Source organism: Micromonospora sp. C51 (assembly GCF_018070435.1).
Taxonomy (GTDB): Bacteria; Actinomycetota; Actinomycetes; order Mycobacteriales; family Micromonosporaceae; genus Micromonospora; species Micromonospora sediminimaris.
On sequence record NZ_JAGPXQ010000003.1, the window covers coordinates 194,630 to 218,362 of the forward strand.

Here is a 23,733-nt window from a genome sequence, read left to right on the forward strand (position 1 = left end):
ATGCACCACGCGAACCACTTCTACGGTCACGCCCACGTGCTGGCCCGCTACGCGGGGCTGGGTGACGGCCACCCACCCCGGATCAACGGGTACGTCCAGCACGGCTGGAACATCGGCGACGGCCTCGCACCCGGCCACCCGTACGCCGAGCGCACGCCGAGTCTGCTCTGGTCGGAGCAGACCCGGCGGCGGGCCTGGTCGGTCGGGCGGCGCAACGTCACGGTGATCGGGGCACCCTTCGTCTACCTGCTGGCCATGCGACCGGAGGAGAAATCGCCGCCACCCCGGGAGGGCACCATCTGGTACCCGTTCCACGGCTGGGAGGGCCAGCACGTCAAGGGTGACCACAAGGAACTGATCGCCCGCATCCGGGACACCGAACCCGGCCCGGTCACGGTCTGCCTGTACTGGCACGAGCACCGGATGCGGCGGGTGCGCCGGCTCTACGAGAACGCCGGCTTCCGGGTCATCTGCCACGGCTACCGCGGGCACTGGTGGAAAGACACCGACCCGCTGTTCCTGGACCGCCAGCTCGCCGAGCTGCGCCGGCACCGCCGGGTCGCGTCCAACCGGTTGACCAGCGCCATCTTCTACGGCATCGCGGCCGGCTGCGAGCCGGCCGTATACGGCGACCCGATGGTGCTCGCCGACGAAGACCCGACCTTCGGCGGCACCGCCCGCATCCGCCGACAGTGGCCGCAGTTGCACGGCGAACAGGTGCACCTGCCGACCGCCGTCGCGATCGCCCACGCCGAGCTGGGCACCGACCACCGCCACCCGCCCGCCGCGCTGCGGGAGCTGCTGGGGTGGGCGTACCCGCAGGAGGAGACGACGTGACAACCGAGACGGCGTCAGCGGTGACGCTGCCCGGCGGCGAGATGCTCGCCTGGTCCGACCGGACGGACGAGACCGGCGACGGTGCTCTCGCGGCGCTGGCCGCCCGCCTGGTGCCGACCGGGGCCCGGGTGCTGCTGGCCGGGCCGCATGGTCCGGCGCTGCTCGACGCGCTGGCCCACGCCCGGATCACCTGCCTGCTGCGCGGCTACCCGGACGCGGCGGTGCTCGCCGACCGGGTGGACCGGGTGCTGGTGGCCGGCCCTCACGGCCTGCCCGCCGGCGAGGAGTACGACGTGGTGATCGCCGGTGCCGGGCTGGACGCGGTCGAGTCGGTCGAGGGTGAGCGGCTCGGCTGGGACGGGCTGCTGGCCCGCCTGGTGGCGGCGGTTCGCCCCGGTGGTGACCTGCTGCTGCGGCTGGACAACCCGCTCGGTGTGCACCGGCTGGTCGCCGCCCAGAGCTGGTACGCCGGCCGGGACGATGCCGAGTGGACCGTCGGTGGGGTGCTCGACGCCGCCCGTCCCGCCAATCTGGAGCAGGCACGCGAACGGTTGGCCGCCGCCGGGATGCGCACCGGCACCTGCTACGCCGGGTATCCGCGTCCCGACCTGACCACCGCGCTGCTGGCCGTCGACGAGTTGGCTCGGCGCACCACCAGTGGGTTGTTCGACGCGGTGCTGCACGCCGCCTGCACCGACGGGTACACCGGCCGGTTCGTCCTCGCCGATCCGGCCCGGCTGGCCGCCGACGCCCTGCACGCCGGGCGCGCCGCCGACCTGGCCCCGTCCTGGCTGGTCCTGGCCCGCCGACCGGCCGCCGAGCCGACCGACCCCGACGAGGAGCCGGTCGACACCGGCGACGCGGCTCACCGGCTGCCGCGCGTCGACCGGTCGGAGCACCCCTCACCCAAGGTCGGCGGATCCGACCGGCTGCCGGTGGCGTTGCTCGCCGACGCGACAGCGGGCGGCACCGTCGTCGAGGTGCGGGACGGGCCGCAGGGCTGGCACTGGCACCGCACCGGCATCGCCGTGCCCCACGCCGGGCCGGATGTGGTCCACCGCGACCCGGATGGCCCCGACGGGCCGGTGCCCGACGGGCGTCTGCTGCGCAGCCTGCTGCTCGACGGCTGCCTGCGCCGCGACACGGCGCTGCTGCGCCGGCTGCTGCGTGGGTACGCCGACTGGCTTGACGGCCAGGCCGAGCGGGGGCAGCTCGCCGGGGCGGTGGCCCGGGCCGGGGTGGACAACGTGGTCGTCGACGGTGACCGCTGGGCGGTGCTCGACCGGGGCTGGCGGGCCGAGGCACCGTCACCTGTCGACGTGGTGCTGGCCCGGACGTTGTGGCGCTTCGCCACCGACCTGCTGACCGGCGGGTACGCCCACCCGTGGACCTCCACGTTGGACGTTGCGGGACTGACCGTGGTGCTCGGTGGGGTCGCCGGACGCGACTTCGACCGGGCCGTCGTCGAGGCCGCGACGCAACCGACGGCGGCCACGGCCGAACCGACCGACCCGCCGCCGGGCCCGCGCAGCTACCAGCAACTCCGCGAGGCCTGGCTACGCCAGCGGGAGGAGAACACCCGGCTGACGGCGCTGCTCAAGTGGACCGAGGACCTGCTCACCTCGCGGGAACGTGCGCTGCGCCGCGCCGAGGCGAAGATCAATCTGTTGAGCGGTTCGCTGAGCTACAAGGTCGGGCGGTTGGCCATCACTCCGGCCCGGATGGCCAGGCGCGGCGCCCGCGCCGCCAAACGCCGGGCCCGCGCCGCCATCTCCGCCAAGCAGGGAGGACAGCAGTGACGGACCGAATCGTCGGCATCGTGCAGGCGCGGATGGGCTCGTCCCGGCTGCCCGGCAAGGTGCTACGCCCGCTGGCCGGGCGCAGCGTACTCGGCCGGGTGGTCCGGGCCGCCCAGGACAGCGGCGTGCTGGCCGACCTGGTGGTGGCGACCAGCAGCGACAGCAGTGACGACGCGGTCGTCGCCGAGTGTGAGCGGCTCGGCGTCGCCTGGCACCGAGGCCCCGTCGATGACGTGCTGACCCGCTTCGTCGGTGCCCTGGACGCCCATCCCGCCGACGCGGTCATGCGGTTCACGGCCGACTGTCCGCTGCTGGACCCGGAGATCGTCAGCCTGGTCGCCTCGGTGTACCGCGCCGTGCCGGGGCTGGACTACGCCAGCACGTCGATCGCCCGCACCCTCCCCCGAGGTCTGGACGTCGAGATCATCCGGGCAGACGCGCTGCGTACCGTCGACCGGCTCGCCACCGACCATCACCGGGTGCACGTGACCTCGTACGCGTACGCGCATCCGGAGGTGTTCCGGGTGCTCGGCGTGACCCTCACCCCGGACCGTTCGCAGCTGCGCCTCACCCTCGACACCGCCCACGACTGGGATCTGGTCCGCGCGGTCGTCGAGCACTTCGGTGACGTCAGCGTGCCGCTGGCCAAGCTCGCCGACTGGCTCGACGGGCAACCGGCGCTGCGCGCGCTCAACGCCGACGTCCGGCAGAAGCGGTTGGAGGAGCGCTGAGCACGTTACGTGTCGGACTGCGCTGCGACGCCGGGCCGCTGCGCGGTGTCGGGCACCTGGTCCGTTGTCTCGCTCTCGGTGAGGAGTTCCAGGCCCGCGGCGCCACCGTCGAGGTCTTCGGCACCGTCGACGGCGTCGGTTGGGCGGCCGGCCAGCTCACCGCCCGGGGTATCGCGTTGCGCCCCGGCCCGGACACCCCGGACGACCTGGTCGCCACGGCCCGCCGACACAACCTGGACGTGCTGGTCCTCGACTCCTACGAGCTGGATCCCGCCGGTGCGGGCGCGCTGCGGGCCGCCGGGGTGCTGACCCTGGCCATCGTCGACGGGGACACCCGGGGCCAGGACGCCGACCTCTATCTCGACCAGAACTTCGCCACCGACCTGGCGGTGCCGGCGGGCAGGCTGCTCGCCGGCAGCGGGTACGCCCTGCTGCGGGAGGGTGTCCTGGCCGCCCGGCCGGCGGCCCCGCGCCCGGCGGTGACGGTGGATCCCCCCTCCGTGCTGGCCTTCTTCGGCGGGACCGACGCGGCCGGCGCGGCGCCGGTGCTGACCGAGGCGCTGCTGTCGACCGGCCGGCCGATGGAACTCACAGTCGTCGTCGGCCGGCCCGAACTGGCGGCGCGGATGGCCCGGCTGACGCCGGGGCCCGGGCAGTCGCTGCTGCCGGTGCCCCCCACCGGTACGCTGCCCGCCCTGATCGCTGCGGCGGATCTGGTGGTCAGCGCGGCCGGCACCTCCACCTGGGAACTGTGCTGTCTCGGGGCCCCGTCGGCGCTGGTCTGCGTGGTGGACAACCAGCGCGAGTCGTACCACCGGGTGGTGGCGGCGGGCCTGGCCGCCGGCCTCGGTGAGCTGCCCGCGCTGGCCGGCGGCGGTCCCGCGACCCGCGCCGCCACGCGCACCCTGGCGGGGCTGCTCGACGACGGGGTCCGCCGGGCGGAGTTGTCCGCCCGCGCCTGGGCCGCTGTGGACGGGCGCGGACGGGAACGGGTGGTGGACGCGGTGCTGGAGGCGCTACGACGCGTCGCGGCTGGCTCCCCAGTGCAGTGACAGGCTCCGCGCGGCCCGGTCGGTGTTGATCTCCATCATGCTGCCGAGGATCGTCGCCCGGTCGGCGACGATGGCGATGCCGTCCGACGTGTAGGTGGTCCGATCGCTGATCAGTACGGCAGCGCCGGGTGCGTCGTCCAGGTGTGCCGCCAGCGCCCCGTCGAGGATGCCGGGCCGGATCGTCTCGGTGGCCCGGGCAACCGAGACACCCCGGGTGGCGAGCGCCTCGTACAGGGAGGTAGCGGTGAAGTCCACCTCGCGCAGACCGTCCGCGTGCGATGCGCGTACCCAGGAGACCTGGTGTACGGCGCGGCGGCCGGCGAACGCGCGGACCCGCTCCAGCCGCAGCCCGGAGTCGGTCGCGCTGGCCCGCAGCGCGCCCGCGATCCGCGCGGGCAGCCGACGCACCGCGCGGCCGACGACGGCGGTACGCACCTCGTGGCCCTGATCCCGCAGGTCGTCGGCGAAGCTGCGCAGCGAGCCGAGCCGGTACGCCAGGTGTGGCGGGGTGACGAAGGTGCCCCGGCCGGGTTGCTGCTCGATCAGCCCTTCCTCGCTGAGCTGCCGTAACGCCTGTCGGAGCGTCATCAGCGTGACGCCGTAGGCGGCGCTGAGGTCACGCTGGGAGGGCAGCGCCCCGCCGGGTGGATAGTCGCCGGATCGGATCTTGGCGGCGAGGTCCGCGGCGATGGTGCGGTACCGCGCCGCAGGCGCGTCCTGCCCGGTAGCCATGCCGCCGCCCCGCCTCCTCTCCTCCGGCGTCCGCCGCCGTCCGTGCCGGCGCGCCGTCCAGCGCCGCGCGCAGCGACCCGACGAATCCGGCGCTCGACGCCGGGTCCGCGCCGTCGAGCAGGCGTCGCATCAGCGCCGCGCCGACGATCACGCCGTCGGCCTCCCGCGCCGCGACAGCCGCCTGCGCCGGTGTCGAGATGCCGAATCCCAAGAATACGGGCCGGTCCGTGACGCCCCGCAGGCGCCGCGCCAGTCCGGCGGCCGAGGCGGCGAGCTGGTTGCGTTCGCCGGTGGTTCCCATCAGGGAGACGGCGTAGACGAAGCCGCGACTGCGTTCGGCGATGTCCCGCAGCCGCCGTGCCGGGGTGGCGGGCGAGGCCAGCAACGCGAGGTCGACGTTCGCGGCCCGCGCGGCCGCACCCGTCGATCCGGCCTCCTCCAGCGGCAGGTCCGGCACGATCAGGCCTTGGACGCCCGCATCGGCGAGGGCCCGGCAGAACCGGTCCGCGCCGCGACGCAGGGCGAGGTTGGCGTACGTGCTGACGACGACCGGCACGTCGATCCGACTCCTGGACAGGTCGGCGAGGATGCCGGCGGTGGTGGCACCCCGGCGAAGCGCGACGTCGGAAGCCTCCTGGATGGTGACGCCGTCGAGAGTGGGGTCGGAGAAGGGAATGCCGACCTCGATCGCGTCGGCCCCGGCGTCGGCGAGGGCGCGCAGGTGGTCGGTCCAGTCCGGGGTTACTCCCCCGGTGAGGTAGGGCATGAGCAGCTTGCGCCCACGGCCCCGCCGCACCCGCAGCCGGGTCTCCAGACTGGTCATTCCGCCTCCCCGTCACCCAGATACGTCATCAGCGTCGCGATGTCCTTGTCGCCGCGCCCGGAGAGCGTGACGAGCACACTGCTGCCGGTGGGGAGTTCGGTGGTGCCGGCGGCCCGGATGACCCAGGCGAGCGCGTGCGCCGACTCGATCGCCGGGACGATGCCCTCGGCGCGGGCCAGCCGGACCGCCGCCGCCAGCGCCTCCTCGTCGGTGGCGGTGACGTACTCGGCCCGACCGAGATCGCGCAGGTGGGCGTGCTCCGGCCCGACTCCGGGATAGTCCAGGCCCGCCGCCACGGACCGCGCCTCGCGGATCTGACCCTGTTCGTCCTGGAGGAACAGCGACTGGAATCCGTGCAGCACGCCTACCTCACCCCGCGCCGCGCCGGCACCGCCCGCCGCCTCGACCCCCACCAGACGTGCCGATGTGTCGACGAACCCGGCGAAGGTGCCGGCCGCGTTGGAGCCGCCACCAACGCAGGCGACGACCTGCTCCGGTGTGCCGGCCGGCAACTGCTCGGCGCACTGCTGTCGTGCCTCCTGGCCGATGACCGCCTGTAGCTGGCGAACCATCCACGGGTACGGGTGCGGCCCGATCACCGAGCCGACGCAGTAGTAGGCCTCCTCGGTGACGCTCACCCAGTGGCGCATCGCCTCGCTGGTGGCGTCCTTGAGGGTCCGGCCGCCCGACCGCACCGGTACGACCTGCGCGCCGAGCAGCCGCATCCGGAAGACGTTGTGCGCCTGCCGCTCGACGTCGCGCTCGCCCATGAAGACCGTCACCGGCAGGCCCAGCAGGGCGCCCGCGGTGGCGGTGGCGACGCCGTGCATTCCCGCGCCGGTCTCGGCGAGCAGCCGCCGCTTGCCCATCCGGCGCGCCAGCAACGCCTGCCCCAACACGTTATTGATCTTGTGCGAGCCGGTGTGCGCCAGATCCTCCCGCTTGAGCAGCACCGTCACGCCGAGCTCGGCCGACAGCCGCAGGGCCGGGGTCAGCGGCGTCGGTCGGCCCGCGTACCTCGACAGCAGCCAGGCCAGATCGGCCCGGAAGCCCGGATCCGCCCACGCCTCGGCGAAGGCCACCTCGACCTCTTCGCAGGCGGGTATCAGCGGCTCGGGTACGAACCGGCCACCGTGGCGCCCGAACCGGCCGGCCACCGGCGCGGCGGTCGGGTCGCGCAGTGTCAGAGCCTCCATGACAAACTCCCAACTGTTCTATAACTCTTGTCTAGAGTTATAGAACAGTTCGCGAGCACCCGCAAGACCTCCACCGCCGACGCCTCCGCGGCCTGGGCGCGCCGTCGCCGGTCAGGGCTCGCGGGCGCCGTAGAGACGCAGGATGCTGCGGCGCAGCACCGTCGCCGCCCGCGCGGTGGTCATCCGGCCGGCGGCGACCTCGCCGCCGGCCGCATGACCGAGCGCGATGGTCGCGGAAACCAGCCAGGCCGGGTCGAGGGCGCCGTCGAACTCGCCGTCGGCTTGACCTTGGCCGATCAGCCGGGCCAGACGCTCGGCGACCACGGCGTGCTGACGGTCGGAGTCCCCCTGGTCGATCGTGGTCACCGAGGGATGCAGCAGCAGCGGGTACCGATCGAGCAGCCGCCAGGTGACGTCCAGCCAGCGCAACAGCGCCTCGGTGGCGGTGCCGCTGTCGACGTCGGCGGCGTCGAGCGCGGCGACGGCTTCGGCGGTGATGCGGTCGACGACGGCGGCCACCAGCAACTGTCGGGACGGGTAATGGGCGTACACCGTCTGGCGGGTGACGCCGGCTGCGGCGGCAACCTGCTCCACCTTCGCGTCCGGATGCCGACCGAGCACCCGCACGGCGGCATCCAGCACAGCGGCGGCGCTGCGCTCGGCGTCCGAACGCCTCCGTCGGCGCCTACCGGCGTCTACCTCTGACATGTTGTCCAAGTTACCGTCCGACGTTAAGGTGGACACGCTGTCAAAGTTAAACCCGCCAGGGAGAACCCGATGACACCTCGTAGCGATCTGACCAGCTATCTGATCCACTATCCGCAGGAGGCGGGGCTGAGCGACGAGGATCCGGCGACCGTGCTCGACCGCTACCACACGACGGACTACGAGCTGGTGAACGACGGCGTGCTGCTGGACCGCAAGCGACTGCTGGAGCACATCCGTCCGGCCCGCAGACGGGCAGCCGGTCTCCGGGTCGAGGTGCAGCAGGCGTTGGTGGACGGCGACCAGGTGGCCGCCCGGTACCGGCTCGTCGCAGAGCTGAGCAAGGGCGGGACCATCACCACGGAGATCTACATGTTCGGCGAGTTGGCCGCCGACGGCCGGCTGCGCCGCGCCGTCCAAGCCACCCGGACTCTCCCGTCGGCATCACTCCACAACCCGCCAGCCGGGTAGCACTGGTGTACTAAATCCCTGCTAGGCTGCGGGCATGTCGCAGACCGCGTACCAGCCGTCGATGCTGGAGGTCACCGACGCCGCGCCCGCCCTCGGACCGCTGACCGGGCGACCGCGCCGGCACCCGCTGAGCCGGGGTGCCTGGGTCGACCACCTGCCCGGCTGGGTGCACGGCTCCGACCAGGTGCTCGACGTGCTGCTGCGCGAGGTGCCGTGGCGGGCCGAACGACGCACCATGTACGACACCGAGGTCGACGTGCCCCGGCTGCTCTGCTGGTACGGTGCCGGCCGGCCGCTGCCGCACCCGGTGCTGACCGCCGCCCGCGCGGCGCTGACCCGCCACTACGCCGACGAGTTGGGCGAGCCGTTCGTCACCGCCGGCATGTGCCTCTACCGCGACGGCCGGGACAGCGTCGCCTGGCACGGCGACACCCAGGGCCGCTCCGCCCACACCGACACCATGGTCGCCATCGTCTCCTTCGGCTCGCCGCGTCAGCTGCTGCTGCGCCCCCGCGGCGGCGGCACCAGCCTGCGTTTTCCGCTCGGCCACGGCGACCTGGTGGTGATGGGCGGCTCCTGCCAGCGCACCTGGGAACACGCGATACCGAAGACCGCCCGCCCGGTCGGCCCGAGGGTCAGCGTCCAGTTCCGGCCGGCCGGCGTCGCCTGAGCAACATCCACCGCACCCTCAGCATCCGAACGATGGCGAGCCCGCCCCCGCCGGATCGACGGGAGCGGGCTCGCCTTCACCCACGGCTGCGGCTTAGAACTGCGCGAAGAACCGCCACACCTCGCCCTTGGTCCAGGTCCTGGCGCCGCTGTCGCCGCCGCCGTCGACCGGGCCGGGGGTGTGACCGCCGTCGAACGCACCCCACTGCACGGGATAGCCGGCGCGGCATCCCGAGTAGACGGTGGTGATGTGCGTCCGGCTGCCCGCCGCCGGCTCCGGCGGGTTCTGCGGCGTGCAGCCGTTGTTGCGGACGAACCTGTCCCGCAACGACCGTCCGCTGGCGATGTTGTCGGAGATGCCGTGGATGCCGAAGTACGCGATCGGCTGGGTGCCACCGCTGCACCCGCTCAGCTCCCGGGGAGCGCCGTAGACCGCGACGGCCCGGAAGACGTTCGCGCGGGCACAGGCGAGGGCGTAGCTCATCGCCCCGCCGTAGCTGAACCCGAGGGCGAAGCGCTGCGTCGTGTTGACGCAGAGGTCGCTCTCGATCCGGCGGATCATGTCGTCGACGAAGGTGACGTCCTCGCCACCGGAGTTGGCCCAGCCGTTGCCGATGCCCTGCGGCGCGACCAGGATCGCGGTGTTGTTCGACTGCTCCTGCTGCCCGTAGTAGGCCCAGGCGGCCCCGTCGGCTCCACCGTAGGCGACGTCGCCGGCGGTGCCGCCCCACCAGTGGAACGCGAACATCAACCGGTAGCGGGTGTTGCTGTTGTAGTTGGCGGGGATTCGGAGGATGAAGCTGCGACTCTGGCCGCCGCTCTGGATGGTGTGCGTACCGTTGCCCAGCGTCGGCGTCCGGCCGCACCCCGCGCCCGGCTCACCGGTCGGTGGTGGCGACGTGGGGCCACCCCCGTCGACCCGAGCCAGCTGCCACTGCTGGTTGCCGCCGTTCCAGTCGGCGTACTGCACAACGTTCGCGCCATCCGCAGTGGAGGCACCCTGCACCTCGACAACCTTACCGCTGTGCCGACTCACCAACCGAACATGACCACCGTCCGAGTCAGCCAACCGAAACTGCTGATTCGCACCATTGTGGTCCGACCACTGCACGATCGCCGCACCATCGGCGGTCGACGCGTTCGACACGTCCAGAACCTTGCCCGAATGCCGCGACTTCAACCGATAGAAGCCACCACCGGAATCCACGAACTGCCACTGCTGATTCGCGCCGTCATTACGCGTCCACTGACTGATCCGCGCACCGTCATTGGTCGCCAGACCGTACACATCCAACGCCTTACCACTGTTGCGATTGACCAGCACATACCAGGCATTGGGGTCCACGGTCGCCGCCGCCGCGGGTGCCGCATTGATGGCGACGAGGCTGCCGGCCGCCAGGACAGCCGCACCGACCGCCGCCACGACCGACTGTCGTCGACGCCTGGGAGGAGAGGCGGGACGAACCTCACCAATCATTGATCCACTCCTTCGACTAGGACCACGCGCGGTCGAAAAAGACGCGCGTTGTCGCAGGCACCGACGTTGTGGATGGTGGTGTCGACACGTCGGGCCACCAGCGAGCAAGGCTCAACGTATCGTCGTCATACGTCATACGTCAATGACGGATGTCGATGAACTACGGCGTGCCGGACGAGTTGTGCCCGGCACGCCGCAGTCGAGGAGCAGGCAGCTACTCGCGGTCGATCTGGTGACCCACCACGGCTGGGCCGAGCATGACGGCGAAGCCGGAACCGTCGCGGCGCGGGTCGGCCGCCGGCAGCTCCACCGCCTCACCGTTGGCCGTCGAGCCCACCGGCCGGGGACCGACCCAACCGACCACCACGTCGGTCTCACCCTTGAGGAACCGATGGGCACGCACCCCGCCGGTCGCCCGCCCCTTCGTCGGGTACGCCGACAGTGGCGTCACCTTGACCGTCGCACCGGTCGAGGTGACCACCATCGGCTCACCGTGCTCCGGATCGTCGGTGCGGATCGCGCCGAAGAACACCACCCGCGCCCCGGACGGCAGGGCGATCCCGGCCATCCCGCCGCCCTTGAGCCCCTGCGGGCGGATGGTCCCGGCGGGGAACCGCAGCAGCGAGGCCGCACTGGTCAGGAAGGCGAGCGTCTCGGCGCCGTCGACCAGCCAGGTCGCCCCGACCACCTCGTCGCCGTCCCGCAGCCCGATCACCTCGAACTCGTCGGATCGCACCGGCCAGTCCGGGGCACAGACCTTCACCACACCCTGCCGGGTACCGAGTGCCAGCCCCGGCGAACCCTCCGCGGAAACGCCGAGCGGCGCCAGGCCGACCACGGTCTCCCCCGGCTCCAGCGGCACCAACTCGGCGGCCGACATCCCGCCCCGCAACGACACCGTGCCGGCCTGCTCCGGCAACACCGGCAGCGGCAGCACGTCCACTTTGAACGCCCGGCCGGCACTGGTCACCAGCAACACCCGCCCCCGGGCGGTGGAGTGCACCACGGCGCGTACCGCGTCGTGCTTCACCCGGCCGTGCCGGCGACGTCCCTCGGCGGATTCCTCCGACTCGGCCGCGGTGCGGGCCACCAACCCGGTCGCCGACAGGATCACCTGGCACGGGTCGTCGGCCACCTCCAGCGGCCCCGCCGGCGCGGACGCGGCCAGCACTTCCTTGAGGTCACCGTCGACGAGCGTCGTCCGCCGGGGCGCGGCGAACTGCTTGACCACGGCGGCCAACTCGTCGGAGACGACCTTCTTCAGCACGTTCTCGTCGTCGAGGATGGTGGACAGCTCGGCGATCTCGGCACGCAGCTTCTGCTGCTCGGCCTCCAGCTCCAGCCGGTCGTACTTCGTCAACCGGCGCAGCGGAGTGTCCAGGATGTAGTTGGCCTGGATCTCGGAGAGCTTGAACTGGCGCATCAGGCCGCTCCGGGCCGCCTGGGCGTCCTCGCTGCCCCGGATCAGCTTCACCACCTTGTCGATGTCGAGCAGCGCGATCAGCAGGCCGTCGACCAGGTGCAGCCGCTCCTCCCGCTTGCGCTTGCGGTACGCGCTGCGCCGGGTCACCACCTCGTAGCGATGGGCCAGGAACACCTCCAGCAGCTCCTTGAGCCCCAGGGTGCGCGGCTGCCCGTCGACCAGCACCAGGTTGTTGACGCCGAAGGACTGCTCCAGCGGGGTCAACCGGTAGAGGTCGGCGAGCAGCGCCTGCGGGTTGACACCGACCTTGCACTCGATGACCAACCGGGTGCCGCTCTCCCGGTCGGTGAGGTCCTTGACGTCGGCGATCCCGGTGAGCCGCTTGGTCTTGGTCACCTCGTTGGTGATGGCGGCGATGACCTTCTCCGCGCCGACGCCGTACGGCAACTCGACCACGGTGATGGCCTGCCGGCCACGGCTGCCCTCCAGTGGCCCGATCTCCACCTTGCCGCGCATCCGCACCACGCCACGGCCGGTCTCGTACGCCCGGCGCACCTCGTCCAGGCCGAGCAGCATGCCGCCGGTGGGCAGGTCGGGACCGGGGACGAACTCCATCAGCTTGTCGAGGGTGGCGTTCGGGTGCCGGATCAGCCAGCGGGCCGCCGCGACGACCTCGCCCAGATTGTGCGGGATCATGTTCGTCGCCATCCCGACCGCGATCCCGGCAGCGCCGTTGACCAGCAGGTTCGGAAAGGCGGCCGGCAGCACGGTGGGCTGGGTCAGGGAGCCGTCGTAGTTGGGCTCGACGTCGACGGTGTCCTCGCCCAGCTCACCGACGAGCAGCATCGCCTCCCGCGACATCCGGGCCTCGGTGTATCTCGCCGCCGCCGGTCCATCGTCTGGGCTGCCAAAATTTCCATGCCCGTCGATGAGTGGCGCGTTGAGTGAGAAGTCCTGCGCCAGCCGGACCATCGCGTCGTAGATCGCGGTGTCGCCGTGCGGATGGTACTTACCCATTGCGTCGCCGACGATCCGGGCGGACTTGACGTGCGCCCGGTCCGGGCGGTGGCCCTGCTCGTACATCGACCAGAGGATGCGCCGGTGTACCGGCTTGAGGCCGTCCCGCGCGTCGGGCAGCGCCCGGGAGTGGATGACCGAGAAGGCGTACTCCAGGTAGGAGTCGGACACCTCGGTGGTCAGCGGGTTGTCGATGATCCGCGCGCCGGCCCGGTCGAACGCGGAATGGTCGACCTTCGTCTCCTTGCGGCGTGCCATGGCTCAGCTTTCCTTCCGAGAGACGCGGTGGTCAGGCGTCGATGGCGTCACGGTCGACCCGGTCGGCGGAGTCGATCAGCCAGTTGCGGCGCGGCTCGACCTTCTCCCCCATCAGCAGTTCGAGGATCCGCTCGGCGGCCTCGACATCGTCCAGGGTGATCCGGCGTACCGCGCGGGTGGCCGGATTCATCGTGGTCTCCCACAGCTCGTCGGCGTCCATCTCGCCGAGGCCCTTGAACCGGGGCACCGGGGTGACGATCTGCTTGCCGGCCTTCTCGAACCGGCGCACCGTCGACTCCATCTCCGCCTGGGTGTAGGTGTAGACGGTCTCCGGGTTACGCCCCTTAGTCGTGATCTTGTGCAGGGGCGGCATGGCGGCGTAGAGCCGGCCCGCCTCGATCAACGGTCGCATGTACCGGGCGAAGAGGGTGATCAGCAGAGTCCGGATGTGCGCGCCGTCGACGTCGGCGTCGGCCATGATGAGCACCCGGCCGTAGCGCAGCGCGGAGAGGTCGAAGGTGCGCCCCGAGCCGGCGCCGAGCACCTGCACGATCGCCGCGCACTCGGCGTTGTCGAGCACCTGCTGAAGGTTGGCCTTCTGCACGTTGAGGATCTTGCCCCGGATCGGGAGAAGCGCCTGGTATTCGGCAGAACGGGCCAGCCGCCCTGTGCCCAGGGCGCTGTCCCCTTCCACGATGAACAGCTCACTTCGCTCGATGCCCGAGGCGCGGCAGTCGACGAGCTTGGCGGGCATGGCCGCGCCCTCGAGGGCGGTCTTGCGGCGGGCCGCGTCCTTCTGCTGCTTCTGGGTGAGGCGTACCCGGGACGCGTCGACGATCTTCTGGAGGACCGTACGCGCCTCGGTGCGCGTCTTGCGGTCGTCCAGCCAGGACTTGACGTGCTGCTCCACCAGGCCCTGCACGACCTTGGTGATGCCGGCGGTGGAGAGCTCGTCCTTGGTCTGCGAGGTGAACTGCGGCTCGGGCACCCGGACGTGCACCACCGCCGTCATGCCCTCCAGGACGTCGTCCAGCGTCGGCGCGTCCTCCTTGGCCTTGAGCAGGCCCCGGGTGTTGCGGACGGCGTCGGCGAGCGTACGCGCCAGCGCCCGCTCGAAGCCCTTGCGGTGGGTGCCGCCGTGGGCGTTGCGGATCGTGTTGGTGAAGCACTCGACCGTGCGTTCGTAGCCGGTGCCCCAGCGGAAGGCGATCTCGACCTCGGCCCGGCGCTGCACATTGGACTGCATGACGCCGTTGGCGTCGGCGGCGTTCTCCCGGTACGTCCCCTCACCGGTGACCAGCAGCGTGCCGGAGACCGGCCGGTCGCCGGCCGGGGCGAGGAACTCCACCATGTCGATGAGGCCGTTGGGGTAGTGGAAGCGCTCCTCGGTGGGCTCCTCCGCGGTGCGGTCACGCAGCGTGTAGCCGACGCCGGGGACCAGGAAGGCGGTGTGGCGCAGCTTGGCCCGCACCGCGTCGTGGTCGAGCGTGGCACCGGTCTCGAAGTAGCGGGGGTCGTGCCAGTAGCGGATCGAGGTGCCGGTGCGGTGGCCGCGCTTCATCGCGCCGACGACCTGGAGCCCGGGGCCGGGGGTGAACGGCGCGTCGGGGCCGTCGCCGTCGAAGATGCCGGGCACGCCGTGCCGGAACGACATGGTGTGCACCTTGCCGCCCCGGCGGACGGTGACGTCGAAGCGGCGGGACAGGGCGTTGACCGCCGACGCACCCACGCCGTGCAGGCCGCCGGAGGTCTTGTAGCCGGAGCCGCCGAACTTGCCGCCGGCGTGCAGGCGGGTGAGCACCAGCTCGACACCGGAGATGCCGGAGCGGGCATGCACGTCGGTGGGGATGCCCCGGCCGTTGTCGTCGACCTGGACCGAGCCGTCGGCGTGCAGGACGACCTCGACGGCGGTGGCGTGGCCGGCGACGCCCTCGTCGGTCGAGTTGTCCAGGATCTCGTTGACGAGGTGACCCACGCCACGGCTGTCGGTGGAGCCGATGTACATGCCGGGCCGCTTGCGGACGGCGTCCAGCCCCTCAAGGTGTGTGAGGTCGTCGGCCCCATACAGGGTGTCAGGCTCTGCGGTCAACTGGTCGTACTCCCCGGTCTCGGCGATGTGTTCCCCCGCGCCGTCGGCGGTCGGCCCGGCGCGGGCACGCCGCAGCGAGCGTAGCCGTACGCCCCGACAACCTGTGCGGACACCCGCCCGGCACGCCGAGGGCCGCTGCTGGCGGACCTGCTGCGGTCAACGTCCCCGCTGCCGGCCTTATGCCCGCCGGCGATGCTCGACGCCAGCCACGGGAGCCTCCACGACCCCGCTGGACCCGCTTGTCACAGATGTTTCCCGCTGTTGACGTTCGTCACACCTGCGTGATCTCATCACCGCACCAGAGGATCTTTCACATTTCTATGAACGGATGGGGATGCCGATGTCCGCGTTGCGTCGTACCGCCGCCGCGATGGCCCTGGCCGTCACCGCGGCGACCCTCACCACCGCCGTCGCGGCCCCCGCCGCCTCGGCCGCACCACCCACCGCGGCGGTGGCTCTCGGCGACAGCTTCATCAGCGGCGAAGGCGCCGGCTCCTACCAGCCGGTGGTCGACGCGACCGGCGTGGCGCGGAGTTTCCCCGGGTGGACAGCACCCAACAGCGACGCCTTCTTCTGCCACCGATCGGCCAACGCCTCACTGCACAAGGCGACGCTGCCCGGCATCCAGAACCGGTTCAATCTCGCCTGCTCCGGCGGCCAGCCGCACGACATCGCCGCCGCCTCGTCGGCCCGGACGAACGGCCGACAGGTCGCCGCGCAACTCGACCAGCTCCGCGCGGTCGCCCAGACCCACGACATCGACCTGGTGCTGATCGGACTCGGCTCGAACAACAGCTCGTTCACCTTCGGCGGGGTCGCCGAGAAGTGCGCCAACCGGTTCATCGCCGACGCCTGGACCGGCTGGTGGGAGTTCTGGGCGTACCTGAACGGGCCGGTGGAGCAGAAGCCGTGCACGGACGCCGACCTCGCCACCGCCGCTCAGATCACCGCCGCGACGGCGGAGACCACCGCGGCCGTACGCCAGATCCTGACCACTCTGCGCGAGGTGGACGCCGACGGCCAGCACCGGGTGGTGTTGCAGGACTACACCAACCCGCTGCCGCTGGACCTGGCCCCCACGTACCACTCCGAGGACAACCGGGACGACACCCGGGACAAGTTCCGCGCGCTGGGCGCCGAGCGGTACGCGGCCGGTTGCCCGATCCACCGGGCCAGCCTCGCTCCCGGCCACCGGTTCTCGCAGGGTCTCGGCACCATCGTGCGCTCCGCCCGGGACACCCTGGCCGCCGAGTTCGCCGGTGCCGACCTGGTCTACCTCAACGTGCAGCGGGCCTTCGACGGCGCCCGGCTCTGCGAGAACACCAACAGCCCGACCGGCACCCTGGCCACCCCGATCCGGCTGATGGACAACCCGCCCAACGGCACCTTCGTGACCAGCCTCTCCGGCAAGGACAAGATCGCCATCCAGCGGATCGCCAACACCTGTGTGAGCTACTTCCAGACCTGCCAGGAGTCGTGGCACCCGAACGCCGCCGGGCACCAGGTACTGGGCCAGTGCCTCTCCGGCGCGGCCACCACCGCCGCCCGCTCGGTCGCCTGCGTACGCGGCTCCAACGGCACGATAAGCGTTTCCTGACCGCACGAGACGGGCCACGTGTGCCCCGGAACCCAGCTGGGTTCCGGGGCACACGTCGTTGTGGCGCAGCCCCAGGCGGGGGCGACCCCCAGCCACTACTTACCCGCCGGTAACCTGTGGTCGTGAACGCGGTGGAGTACCAGCAGGAGTTCGTCCAGGTCGACGGTGCCCGGCTCGGCATCCAGATCTACCCGGAGCCCGTCGGCGTGGTCGACGCTCCGGTGGTGCTGATCGCGCCAGCGATGGGGGTCCGGGCCCGGTACTACCGACCGTTCGCCGCCGCGCTGCGCGCCGCCGGGCTCGCCGTGGTCGTGGCGGACCTGCGCGGCACCGGCGAGAGCACGCCGCGGCCGAGCCGCACCTGCCGGTACGGCTACACCGAACTGGCCGCCGACATCGGGGCGGTACGGGCGGCGCTCAAGCCCCGGCTGGACGGCCGGCGGACCCTGCTGCTGGGGCACTCCCTCGGCGGTCAGGCCGCCGTGCTGCACCTGGCCCTGCACGGCGAGCACGAGGTGGACGGGCTGGCCCTGATCGCGGTCGGCATCCCCTACTGGCGCGACTTCACCGGTCCCCGGCGATACGGGATACTGCCGTACACCCAGGGCATCGCGGCCACCGCCCGGTTGCTCGGCGTCTGGCCGGGGTGGGGCTTCGGTGGTCGGCAGGCACGCGGGGTGATCCGCGACTGGGCACACACGGCCCGCACCGGACGCTTTCCCGCGCTGGAGGGGGTGGACACCGAGGCGGCGGTACGCCGGATCCGCACCCCGGTGCTGGCGATCAGCGTCGACGGCGACCAGTACACCCCGCATCCCACACTGGACCGGCTCTGCGCCAAGCTCACCGCGGCTCCGGTCGAGCGGGAACGCTACGGCGCGCCCGGCACCGACCTGGACCACTTCACCTGGGTACGTGCCGCCGGGCCGCTGGCCGCGCGGGTGGCCGACTTCATCACCACGCTGCCCGCCCGCTGATCCACCCAGCGGCGGCCGGACGCCCGACGGACAGTCACGCAGACGGGCTGGCCGAACCGCGTCGGCGAAGCCGGAACAGCAACCGGGCAACGGCCATCGGCAGCAGGTGCAGCACCACCACCAGCGTGGCCGTCAGCGTCGCGTACTGGCCCACGGAGAGCCCGGCCAGGGCCAGCACCAGCCCGGCGCAGGCCACGGTGACCAGCGCGTGGCCGGCGATCCGTAGCGCGATCCGTCCGGGCGACGGGTCCACCTCGGGCTCGGCGGATCGTCGCAGCGCCGCGCCGACCGCCGCCGCGACCGCGGTCAGACCGGCGAACTGCAAGGCCCAGAGGGCGACCCGCCCGACACCGGCCTCGTCGGTCACCGACGGCGCGACGAGGGTGGCCAGCGCGAACACGACGAAGGTCGGTGGCCAGGTGAGGACGAACGCGCCCGGCGCCGCCAGCGCGATCCGGCGGGGCCGGCTCGGCTCCGGGCGTACCTCCTGCTCGATGCGGGTCATCACCTCACCGGGGGCCCAGACGAGGTGGTGTTCCGAGCCCGCTTCGGGTGCCGGAGTTGCCATGCGGCGAGCCTAGTGGGACCGGTCAATGCGATCGGGTGGGGCGATCCGCGAGGCGACCGCCGCGCCGGCAACCCCAGCCGGCCCGATGTGGCCTGCGTCATCCGACAGCACAGCGGCGGTCTCCGCAAGGTGCCGGGCCGGCTGACCGCGGTCGCCACCTCGCTCAACGGCAGCCCCGCCCTCGTCGTACACCTGGACGGTGAGCTCGACGCGTGATGGCGGTCCGGGTCGGGAAGACGGGCATCGGCGGCCTGTACTACGTGCGCAACCCGGAGAAGCTGACCCGGGTCGGGGCCGAGACCCGACTCGCCCGACGCTGAACGCCGACCGTCGCGGGGCGTCACCCGAAGTCGCAGCGATTAGCCCCACCGAAGGTGGGTAAGCCGCTGCGCCCGATACGGTGGAAGGGGACCAGATGTCTGACAGCCACACCGCCCTGCGTTCGATGCACGACCTGGGCCTGGCGGCCTGGTTCGGCGGCTCCCTGATGGGTGCCTTCGGCGTCAACGGTGCCGCGGCCCGGATGGGCGACTCGACTCAACGACTCTCGATGGCGTCGACCGGTTGGAGCCGGTGGACGCCGGTCAACGCGGCGGCCATCGGCGCCCACCTCGCCGGGGCGGTCGGCGAGCTGGTGACCGAGAGCCCACGCATGGCCGCCCAGGCCGGTGTCGGCCGAGCCAGCACCGTGAAGACCGCGCTGACCGTCAGCGCCCTGGCGGTGACCGGGTACAGCCGACTGCTCGGCATGCGGCTGGCCAAGGCCGGACAGCCGTCGGTCGAGGGGGTCACCGAGCCGAACCAGCAGACCCCGGCGAACGTGGCGTCCTGCCAGCGCCAGTTGAAGATGCTGCAATGGGCGATTCCGGCACTGACCGGCGCCCTGATCGTGGTCACCGCCTACATGGGCGAGCAGCAGAAGCCGGGCCAGGTCCTACGCGGCATGCTCGGCCGGGTGGGTGGCATGGGGCACGCGTCGAAGACGATGGGCAAAGGTGCCGGCGGGATGGCGGCAGCCAAGGCGATCCGACAGATGACGATGTCCGGCCGCTGACGGCTGAACCACCCGAACGCCAGCGCAGCCATGTGCCGGGTGCCGGTGTCACCTAGACCGGCGGCCGGGCACCGATCAGCGAGGTGGCCATGACGGACAGGGACAGGCACGACCGGGCACCCGAGGGTGTCGCACCCTGGGGGACCACCGACGGCTTCGACGCGGATCCGCCGTGGGCTGCCGGTGAGGACTCCCCGATGGACGAGGGCAGCGAGGAGACCGCCGTGCCCGAGGGACGACGCGGTGAACGACGCGCGGCCGGCCCCCTCGCCGGTGATACGACGGAACGGCCCGCCGGGCGGCACGGGTTCGGCTCGGTGGAGCCGACCCGTACGCCGGCGGCCGGGCCCGGGGCGCCGCCGGACCCCGCGCCGTCGCGACGCAGCTTTCCGGACGACACCGCCGACGGGGACCTGCCGGACAACGCGCTGGAGGAGGCGACCGGGATGCACCCGGAGGGAACCTGGCGCGGGTGAGCGCCGCCGCGCTGTCCGGTCAGGACCGTACGGCCCGCCGGTCGGCCCCGTCGAGCAGGCCGGCGAGCCGTTCCGCGTCGCGTTGGGCCTGACCGGCGCAGCAGTTGTTGAACAGCACGTGCAGCTCGTCGGCCTGCCCGGCGAGGTCGACCAGCAGCTCGGACCAGCGGCGCAGTTCCTCGTCGCCGTACGCGTACCGGAACCGGTCCTCCTTGTCGCCGCTGGTCCAGGCGCTGCTGTGGCCGTGGAACCGGATCATCGCCAGATCGGCGGTGGCGACCGGGATCGGCGGCACCGAGTCCGGATGCCCCTGCGGCATGTCCACACAGCAGAAGGTCAGCTCCTGCGCACGCAGGAAGGCCAGCGTCTCCAGCGCCGCCGTCCCGTCGAACCAGGAGGCGTGCCGCAACTCGACGGCCACCCGCCACGGCCGGCAGCGTGACGCCAGCTCCGTGATCCGTCGCCGGGCCGCCTCGCCACGAGCCAGCCACGGCGGAAACTGCAACAGCACCGCACCGAGCCGGCCGGCCGCCGCGATCGGCGTCAGCGCCGCCCGGAACCGGCTCCACAGCTCGTCGTACGCGGCCGTCGGCAGGTCACGCCGGCGGATCCGGGTCGGCCCGCCGGTCGGGCGCAGATCGGCGGGCAGGGTGGCGACCGGCGTCGGGTGACCGGTGAAGAGGCTGAACGCCTTGACGTTGAAGGTGAACCCCTCGGGTGTGGCGTCGACCCAGCCCTGCGCGGTCTCCGGCGCGGGCACCGCGTAGTACGACGTGTCCACCTCGACCAGCCCGAACCGCTCGGCGTAGTGGCCCAGCCGACCGGCCGGGGTGTTCACCTGGCGCGGGTACCAGCCGGAACGCACCAGCGTCCGGTCCGCCCACGAGGACGTGCCCACCTTGATGACACCCATGTAGTTCAGTGGACCGCCGAACGGGCCGATCGGCAACCGCTGGGCGGTGGCCGCCGGGCCGAGATGCGGCTCCGGCCGGCGTCCCTGCCCGCCGACGCGGACCCGGTGTCGACCCCGCGGGCCCGCCGGGTCGGCACCACACGATGCTGCTGCCCACCCCAGGAGAGGGCGCGCGGTCGCCGAGGTGGTTTGAGTCGGCGTCCGTCGGGGAGCCCGGGGCGGGCGTCACGACGACGGGAGACAGGGATGCGTGCTCTGCGGCTGCCCGCCTGGAAGACGGAGCCGGAACTGGTCGAGGTCGCCGAACCGACACCCGGCCCGGGCCAGGTGGTGGTGCGGATCGGGGCTGCCGGTGCCTGCCACTCCGACCTGCACCTGATGCACGACTTCGAGGCCGGCGGCCTGCCCTGGAATCCGCCGTTCACGCTCGGCCACGAGAACGCGGGCTGGGTGCACCGGCTCGGCTCCGGGGTGACCGGGCTGGAGGTGGGCCAGCCGGTCGCGGTCTACGGGCCGTGGGGCTGCGGTCGCTGTGCCCGTTGCCGGGTCGGTGTCGACAACTACTGCGAGAACCCGGCCGCCGCGCCGGTGCCGGGCGGAGGTGGTGGCCTCGGTCTGGACGGCGGCATGGCCGAGTACGAGTTGGTGCCGGATGCCCGGCACGTGCTGCCGCTCCCCGAGGGGCTCGACCCGGTCGACGCCGCACCACTGACCGACGCGGGGCTCACCCCGTACCACGCGATTCGCCGGTCCTGGCCGAAGCTGCCCCCGGGCAGCACCGCGCTGGTGATCGGCGTCGGTGGGCTGGGGCACGTCGGCGTGCAGGTCCTCAAGGCGACCACCGCCGCCCGGGTCGTCGCGGTGGACACCCGGGAGGAGGCGCTGCGGCTCGCCGAGGAGTGCGGTGCCGACGTGACGATGCGATCGGCCGAAGGCACCGCCGAGGAGATCCGCAGGGTCACCGGCGGCCGGGGTGCCGATGTGGTGCTCGATTTCGTCGGCGCCGATGCCACGCTGAAGCTGGGCATCGCCGCCGCTCGGACCGTGGGTGACCTGAGCATCGTGGGGCTCGGCGGCGGCTCGCTGTCGGTCGGCTTCTTCTCCGTGCCGTACGAGGTCAGCATCCAGACCACCTACTGGGGCAGCCGCCCGGAGCTGCTGGAGGTGCTCGATCTGGGTGCGCGCGGGCTGGTGCGACCGAAGACCACCACGTTCAGCCTGGACGAGGCGATGAGCGCGTACCGGATGATGCAGGACGGCACGCTGGGAGGTCGGGCCGTCATCGTGCCGTGAGCCGCCCGGACGGCGCGTTCCTCGGCCGCCACCCTAGAGTGATCATGTGGTCGCCGCGTTGGAGCTGTACCTGGACACCGTCGCCACCCGGCGGATCCGGGTGCTGTGGGACGCCCTGGAGGCCGAGGGGGTGCAGAGCATGCGCTCCCTGCTGGAGCAGCGGCACCGGCCCCACGTCTCGCTCGCGGTCGCGCCGCGCTTCGATCCGGAGCAGGTCACCGCGGCGCTGGCCGGCACCATGGTGGCGGCACCACTGCGGTTGTCGTTCCAGCACGCCGGTCAGTTCGTCGGCCGGGTGCTGTGGTTGGGCCCGGTACCCACCCCGGAACTGCTGGCGCACCACCAGCGGGTGCATGACCTGCTCGTCGCGGGCGGGGTGTCGTTGCTGGACCACTACCAGCCCGGCCGGTGGGTGCCGCACTGCACGCTGTCCATGCGGGTGCCCAACGCGCTGATGGCCACCGCCGTGCGCCGCTGCCTGGAGGTTCTACCGCTGGAGGCGACGGTCGTCGCCGCCGCCCTCACCGACCACGCCCGCAACATCTCCCACCCCCTCCCCTGACCCCTGCAGCGTTGATCATGAGGTTGGCGGCAGTGTCGATCTTCGAAACCGCCGCCAACCTCATGATCAACAGGGTGAAAGGGGGGTCAGGAGGGGTCGGGGCGGCCGTGGCGCCAGTAGCCCATGAAGGCCACCGCGCGGCGGTCCAGGCCGCGTTCAGTGACCAGGTGCCGGCGGAGGGTACGGATGACCCCGGCCTCGCCCGCCAACCAGGCGTAGAGCGGGGCCGTCGGGGGCACGTCGGGCACCTCCCAGAGGATCTCGTGGTCCACGTCCACCTCGTCGACCAGCTGCGGCGAGGCTCCGTTGGGCGGGGTGCTGGCGAGCAGGTCGCCGGCGGCCGCGGCGACGGCGGCGACGAGGCGGCTGCCGTATTCACCGGAGCCCCGGGGCAGCCAGGTCACGTCGACACCGGGCGGCGTGATCAGCGGCAGTACGTCACCGGCCCCGGGGACCTCCAGCAGCACCCGGCCGCGCGCGTCCAGCGGCAGCCGTTCGCAGATGCCGCTGATCGCCGGCACCGCCGTCTCGTCCCCGGCCAGCAACAGGCACCCGGTCGACGGTGGCCGGAACTCGACCCCGCCGTGGTCGCCGCCGTACGCCGAGTCGGGGCCCATGATGGCGATCGAGTCGCCGGGGCGGACCCGGCGGGCCCACCGGGTGGCCGGTCCACCATCGCCGTGCAGCACCAGGTCGACGTCGACCTCGCTCAGGTACGGCCGGACCGCCCGCACCGTGTACGTCCGGATCGGGTTGCGCTCGTGATCCGGCAGAGCCCGCCACCGCGCGTACCAGTCCGGCCCCTGTGGAAGGTGGACGCCGGCCTGGCCGGGCAGCGGCAACGCCAGCTTGATCCGCTGGTCGTACCCGTTGTCGGCGAAGCGGTCCAGGTCGGGACCGGTGAAGGTGACCCGGACGAAGGACGGGCTGAGCCGACGTACCGCGCGGACCTCGACGGCGAACAGCCGCCAGGGTGCGATGGGCAGGGTGTGGGTCATGGTGCCTCTCCGGGTC

The 23,733-nt window shown here is 72.3% G+C and carries 23 protein-coding genes; 13 read left to right on the forward strand and 10 right to left on the reverse strand.

What is annotated here, in order from left to right; genetic code table 11:
• The 4 genes from KBX50_RS06195 to KBX50_RS06210 are packed head-to-tail and all read left to right on the forward strand — an operon-like array spanning nt 1 to nt 4,419.
• Nucleotides 1-837, forward strand: coding sequence for a hypothetical protein (locus tag KBX50_RS06195; protein ID WP_210935389.1), 837 nt, complete (start codon nt 1-3; stop codon nt 835-837).
• Entirely contained in the window at nt 834-2,636 is a 1,803-nt protein-coding gene (locus tag KBX50_RS06200; protein ID WP_210935390.1) for a class I SAM-dependent methyltransferase, read from the forward strand. Before KBX50_RS06195 ends, KBX50_RS06200 begins: the two co-directional genes overlap by 4 nt.
• Nucleotides 2,633-3,367: a cytidylyltransferase domain-containing protein gene (locus KBX50_RS06205; protein ID WP_210935391.1), complete on the forward strand. Its 735-nt coding sequence runs from the start codon at nt 2,633-2,635 to the stop codon at nt 3,365-3,367. Before KBX50_RS06200 ends, KBX50_RS06205 begins: the two co-directional genes overlap by 4 nt.
• Nucleotides 3,364-4,419 (forward strand): PseG/SpsG family protein, encoded by a 1,056-nt coding sequence (locus KBX50_RS06210; RefSeq protein WP_210935607.1) that lies wholly within the window; start codon nt 3,364-3,366, stop codon nt 4,417-4,419. Before KBX50_RS06205 ends, KBX50_RS06210 begins: the two co-directional genes overlap by 4 nt.
• Here the strand turns inward: KBX50_RS06210 and KBX50_RS06215 are convergent.
• The 4 genes from KBX50_RS06215 to KBX50_RS06230 all read right to left on the reverse strand — a co-directional run bounded on the left by KBX50_RS06215 (nt 4,384) and on the right by KBX50_RS06230 (nt 7,878).
• The gene (locus KBX50_RS06215; RefSeq protein ID WP_210935392.1) at nt 4,384-5,151 is read right to left on the reverse strand and encodes a GntR family transcriptional regulator; all 768 of its coding nucleotides are present in this window, start codon (nt 5,149-5,151) and stop codon (nt 4,384-4,386) included. The genes KBX50_RS06210 and KBX50_RS06215 overlap by 36 nt on opposite strands.
• Complete coding sequence (gene trpA, locus KBX50_RS06220) at nt 5,036-5,974, reverse strand: tryptophan synthase subunit alpha (protein WP_210935393.1); 939 nt, start codon at nt 5,972-5,974, stop codon at nt 5,036-5,038. The genes KBX50_RS06215 and trpA overlap by 116 nt, the downstream gene beginning before the upstream one ends.
• The gene (gene trpB / locus KBX50_RS06225) at nt 5,971-7,170 is read right to left on the reverse strand and encodes a tryptophan synthase subunit beta (protein ID WP_210935394.1); all 1,200 of its coding nucleotides are present in this window, start codon (nt 7,168-7,170) and stop codon (nt 5,971-5,973) included. The genes trpA and trpB overlap by 4 nt, the downstream gene beginning before the upstream one ends.
• Before the next feature lie 111 nt (nt 7,171-7,281).
• Nucleotides 7,282-7,878, reverse strand: coding sequence for a TetR/AcrR family transcriptional regulator (locus tag KBX50_RS06230; RefSeq protein WP_210935395.1), 597 nt, complete (start codon nt 7,876-7,878; stop codon nt 7,282-7,284).
• A 69-nt stretch (nt 7,879-7,947) separates the two neighbouring features.
• On the opposite strand from KBX50_RS06230, the gene KBX50_RS06235 reads away from it, so the two are divergent.
• Both KBX50_RS06235 and KBX50_RS06240 read left to right on the forward strand, forming a co-directional pair.
• A complete protein-coding gene (locus KBX50_RS06235; protein WP_210935396.1) occupies nt 7,948-8,346 on the forward strand; it encodes a nuclear transport factor 2 family protein in 399 nt (132 codons plus the stop codon).
• Nucleotides 8,347-8,380: 34 nt separating this feature from the next.
• Nucleotides 8,381-9,016 carry an alpha-ketoglutarate-dependent dioxygenase AlkB gene (locus KBX50_RS06240; RefSeq protein WP_210935397.1) on the forward strand — a complete coding sequence of 212 codons (636 nt, stop codon included), beginning with the start codon at nt 8,381-8,383 and terminating at the stop codon, nt 9,014-9,016.
• A gap of 93 nt (nt 9,017-9,109) precedes the next feature.
• On the opposite strand, the gene KBX50_RS06245 is transcribed toward KBX50_RS06240, so the two are convergent.
• From KBX50_RS06245 to KBX50_RS06255, 3 genes are all read right to left on the reverse strand, one after another.
• Nucleotides 9,110-10,492: an RICIN domain-containing protein gene (locus KBX50_RS06245; RefSeq protein ID WP_210935398.1), complete on the reverse strand. Its 1,383-nt coding sequence runs from the start codon at nt 10,490-10,492 to the stop codon at nt 9,110-9,112.
• Nucleotides 10,493-10,706: 214 nt separating this feature from the next.
• Nucleotides 10,707-13,190, reverse strand: a complete 2,484-nt coding sequence (locus tag KBX50_RS06250) for a DNA topoisomerase (ATP-hydrolyzing) subunit A (protein WP_210935399.1) — start codon at nt 13,188-13,190, stop codon at nt 10,707-10,709.
• Between the two features lie 31 nt (nt 13,191-13,221).
• Nucleotides 13,222-15,279 carry a type IIA DNA topoisomerase subunit B gene (locus tag KBX50_RS06255; RefSeq protein ID WP_247673196.1) on the reverse strand — a complete coding sequence of 686 codons (2,058 nt, stop codon included), beginning with the start codon at nt 15,277-15,279 and terminating at the stop codon, nt 13,222-13,224.
• A gap of 340 nt (nt 15,280-15,619) precedes the next feature.
• On the opposite strand from KBX50_RS06255, the gene KBX50_RS06260 reads away from it, so the two are divergent.
• Both KBX50_RS06260 and KBX50_RS06265 read left to right on the forward strand, forming a co-directional pair.
• Complete coding sequence (locus tag KBX50_RS06260; protein WP_210935611.1) at nt 15,620-16,876, forward strand: hypothetical protein; 1,257 nt, start codon at nt 15,620-15,622, stop codon at nt 16,874-16,876.
• Between the two features lie 122 nt (nt 16,877-16,998).
• Nucleotides 16,999-17,853: an alpha/beta fold hydrolase gene (locus KBX50_RS06265; protein ID WP_210935400.1), complete on the forward strand. Its 855-nt coding sequence runs from the start codon at nt 16,999-17,001 to the stop codon at nt 17,851-17,853.
• A gap of 34 nt (nt 17,854-17,887) precedes the next feature.
• On the opposite strand, the gene KBX50_RS06270 is transcribed toward KBX50_RS06265, so the two are convergent.
• The gene (locus KBX50_RS06270) at nt 17,888-18,421 is read right to left on the reverse strand and encodes a hypothetical protein (protein WP_210935401.1); all 534 of its coding nucleotides are present in this window, start codon (nt 18,419-18,421) and stop codon (nt 17,888-17,890) included.
• 12 nt (nt 18,422-18,433) lie between these two features.
• Here KBX50_RS06270 and KBX50_RS06275 point away from each other — a divergent pair, with 12 nt between their 5' ends.
• The 3 genes from KBX50_RS06275 to KBX50_RS06285 all read left to right on the forward strand — a co-directional run bounded on the left by KBX50_RS06275 (nt 18,434) and on the right by KBX50_RS06285 (nt 19,951).
• Nucleotides 18,434-18,637, forward strand: coding sequence for a hypothetical protein (locus KBX50_RS06275; protein ID WP_210935402.1), 204 nt, complete (start codon nt 18,434-18,436; stop codon nt 18,635-18,637).
• Nucleotides 18,638-18,836: 199 nt separating this feature from the next.
• Nucleotides 18,837-19,475 (forward strand): hypothetical protein, encoded by a 639-nt coding sequence (locus KBX50_RS06280; RefSeq protein WP_210935403.1) that lies wholly within the window; start codon nt 18,837-18,839, stop codon nt 19,473-19,475.
• Nucleotides 19,476-19,564: 89 nt separating this feature from the next.
• Nucleotides 19,565-19,951 (forward strand): hypothetical protein, encoded by a 387-nt coding sequence (locus KBX50_RS06285; protein ID WP_210935404.1) that lies wholly within the window; start codon nt 19,565-19,567, stop codon nt 19,949-19,951.
• 19 nt (nt 19,952-19,970) lie between these two features.
• Here the strand turns inward: KBX50_RS06285 and KBX50_RS06290 are convergent, their stop codons facing one another.
• Complete coding sequence (locus KBX50_RS06290; RefSeq protein ID WP_210935405.1) at nt 19,971-20,864, reverse strand: DUF72 domain-containing protein; 894 nt, start codon at nt 20,862-20,864, stop codon at nt 19,971-19,973.
• A 246-nt stretch (nt 20,865-21,110) separates the two neighbouring features.
• Between KBX50_RS06290 and KBX50_RS06295 the strand changes: the two genes are divergently transcribed.
• Nucleotides 21,111-22,157 carry an NAD(P)-dependent alcohol dehydrogenase gene (locus KBX50_RS06295; protein WP_210935406.1) on the forward strand — a complete coding sequence of 349 codons (1,047 nt, stop codon included), beginning with the start codon at nt 21,111-21,113 and terminating at the stop codon, nt 22,155-22,157.
• 46 nt (nt 22,158-22,203) lie between these two features.
• The gene (locus tag KBX50_RS06300; protein WP_210935407.1) at nt 22,204-22,719 is read left to right on the forward strand and encodes a 2'-5' RNA ligase family protein; all 516 of its coding nucleotides are present in this window, start codon (nt 22,204-22,206) and stop codon (nt 22,717-22,719) included.
• A gap of 86 nt (nt 22,720-22,805) precedes the next feature.
• Here the strand turns inward: KBX50_RS06300 and KBX50_RS06305 are convergent, their stop codons facing one another.
• A complete protein-coding gene (locus KBX50_RS06305) occupies nt 22,806-23,717 on the reverse strand; it encodes a siderophore-interacting protein (RefSeq protein WP_210935408.1) in 912 nt (303 codons plus the stop codon).
• Nucleotides 23,718-23,733: the final 16 nt, after the last annotated feature.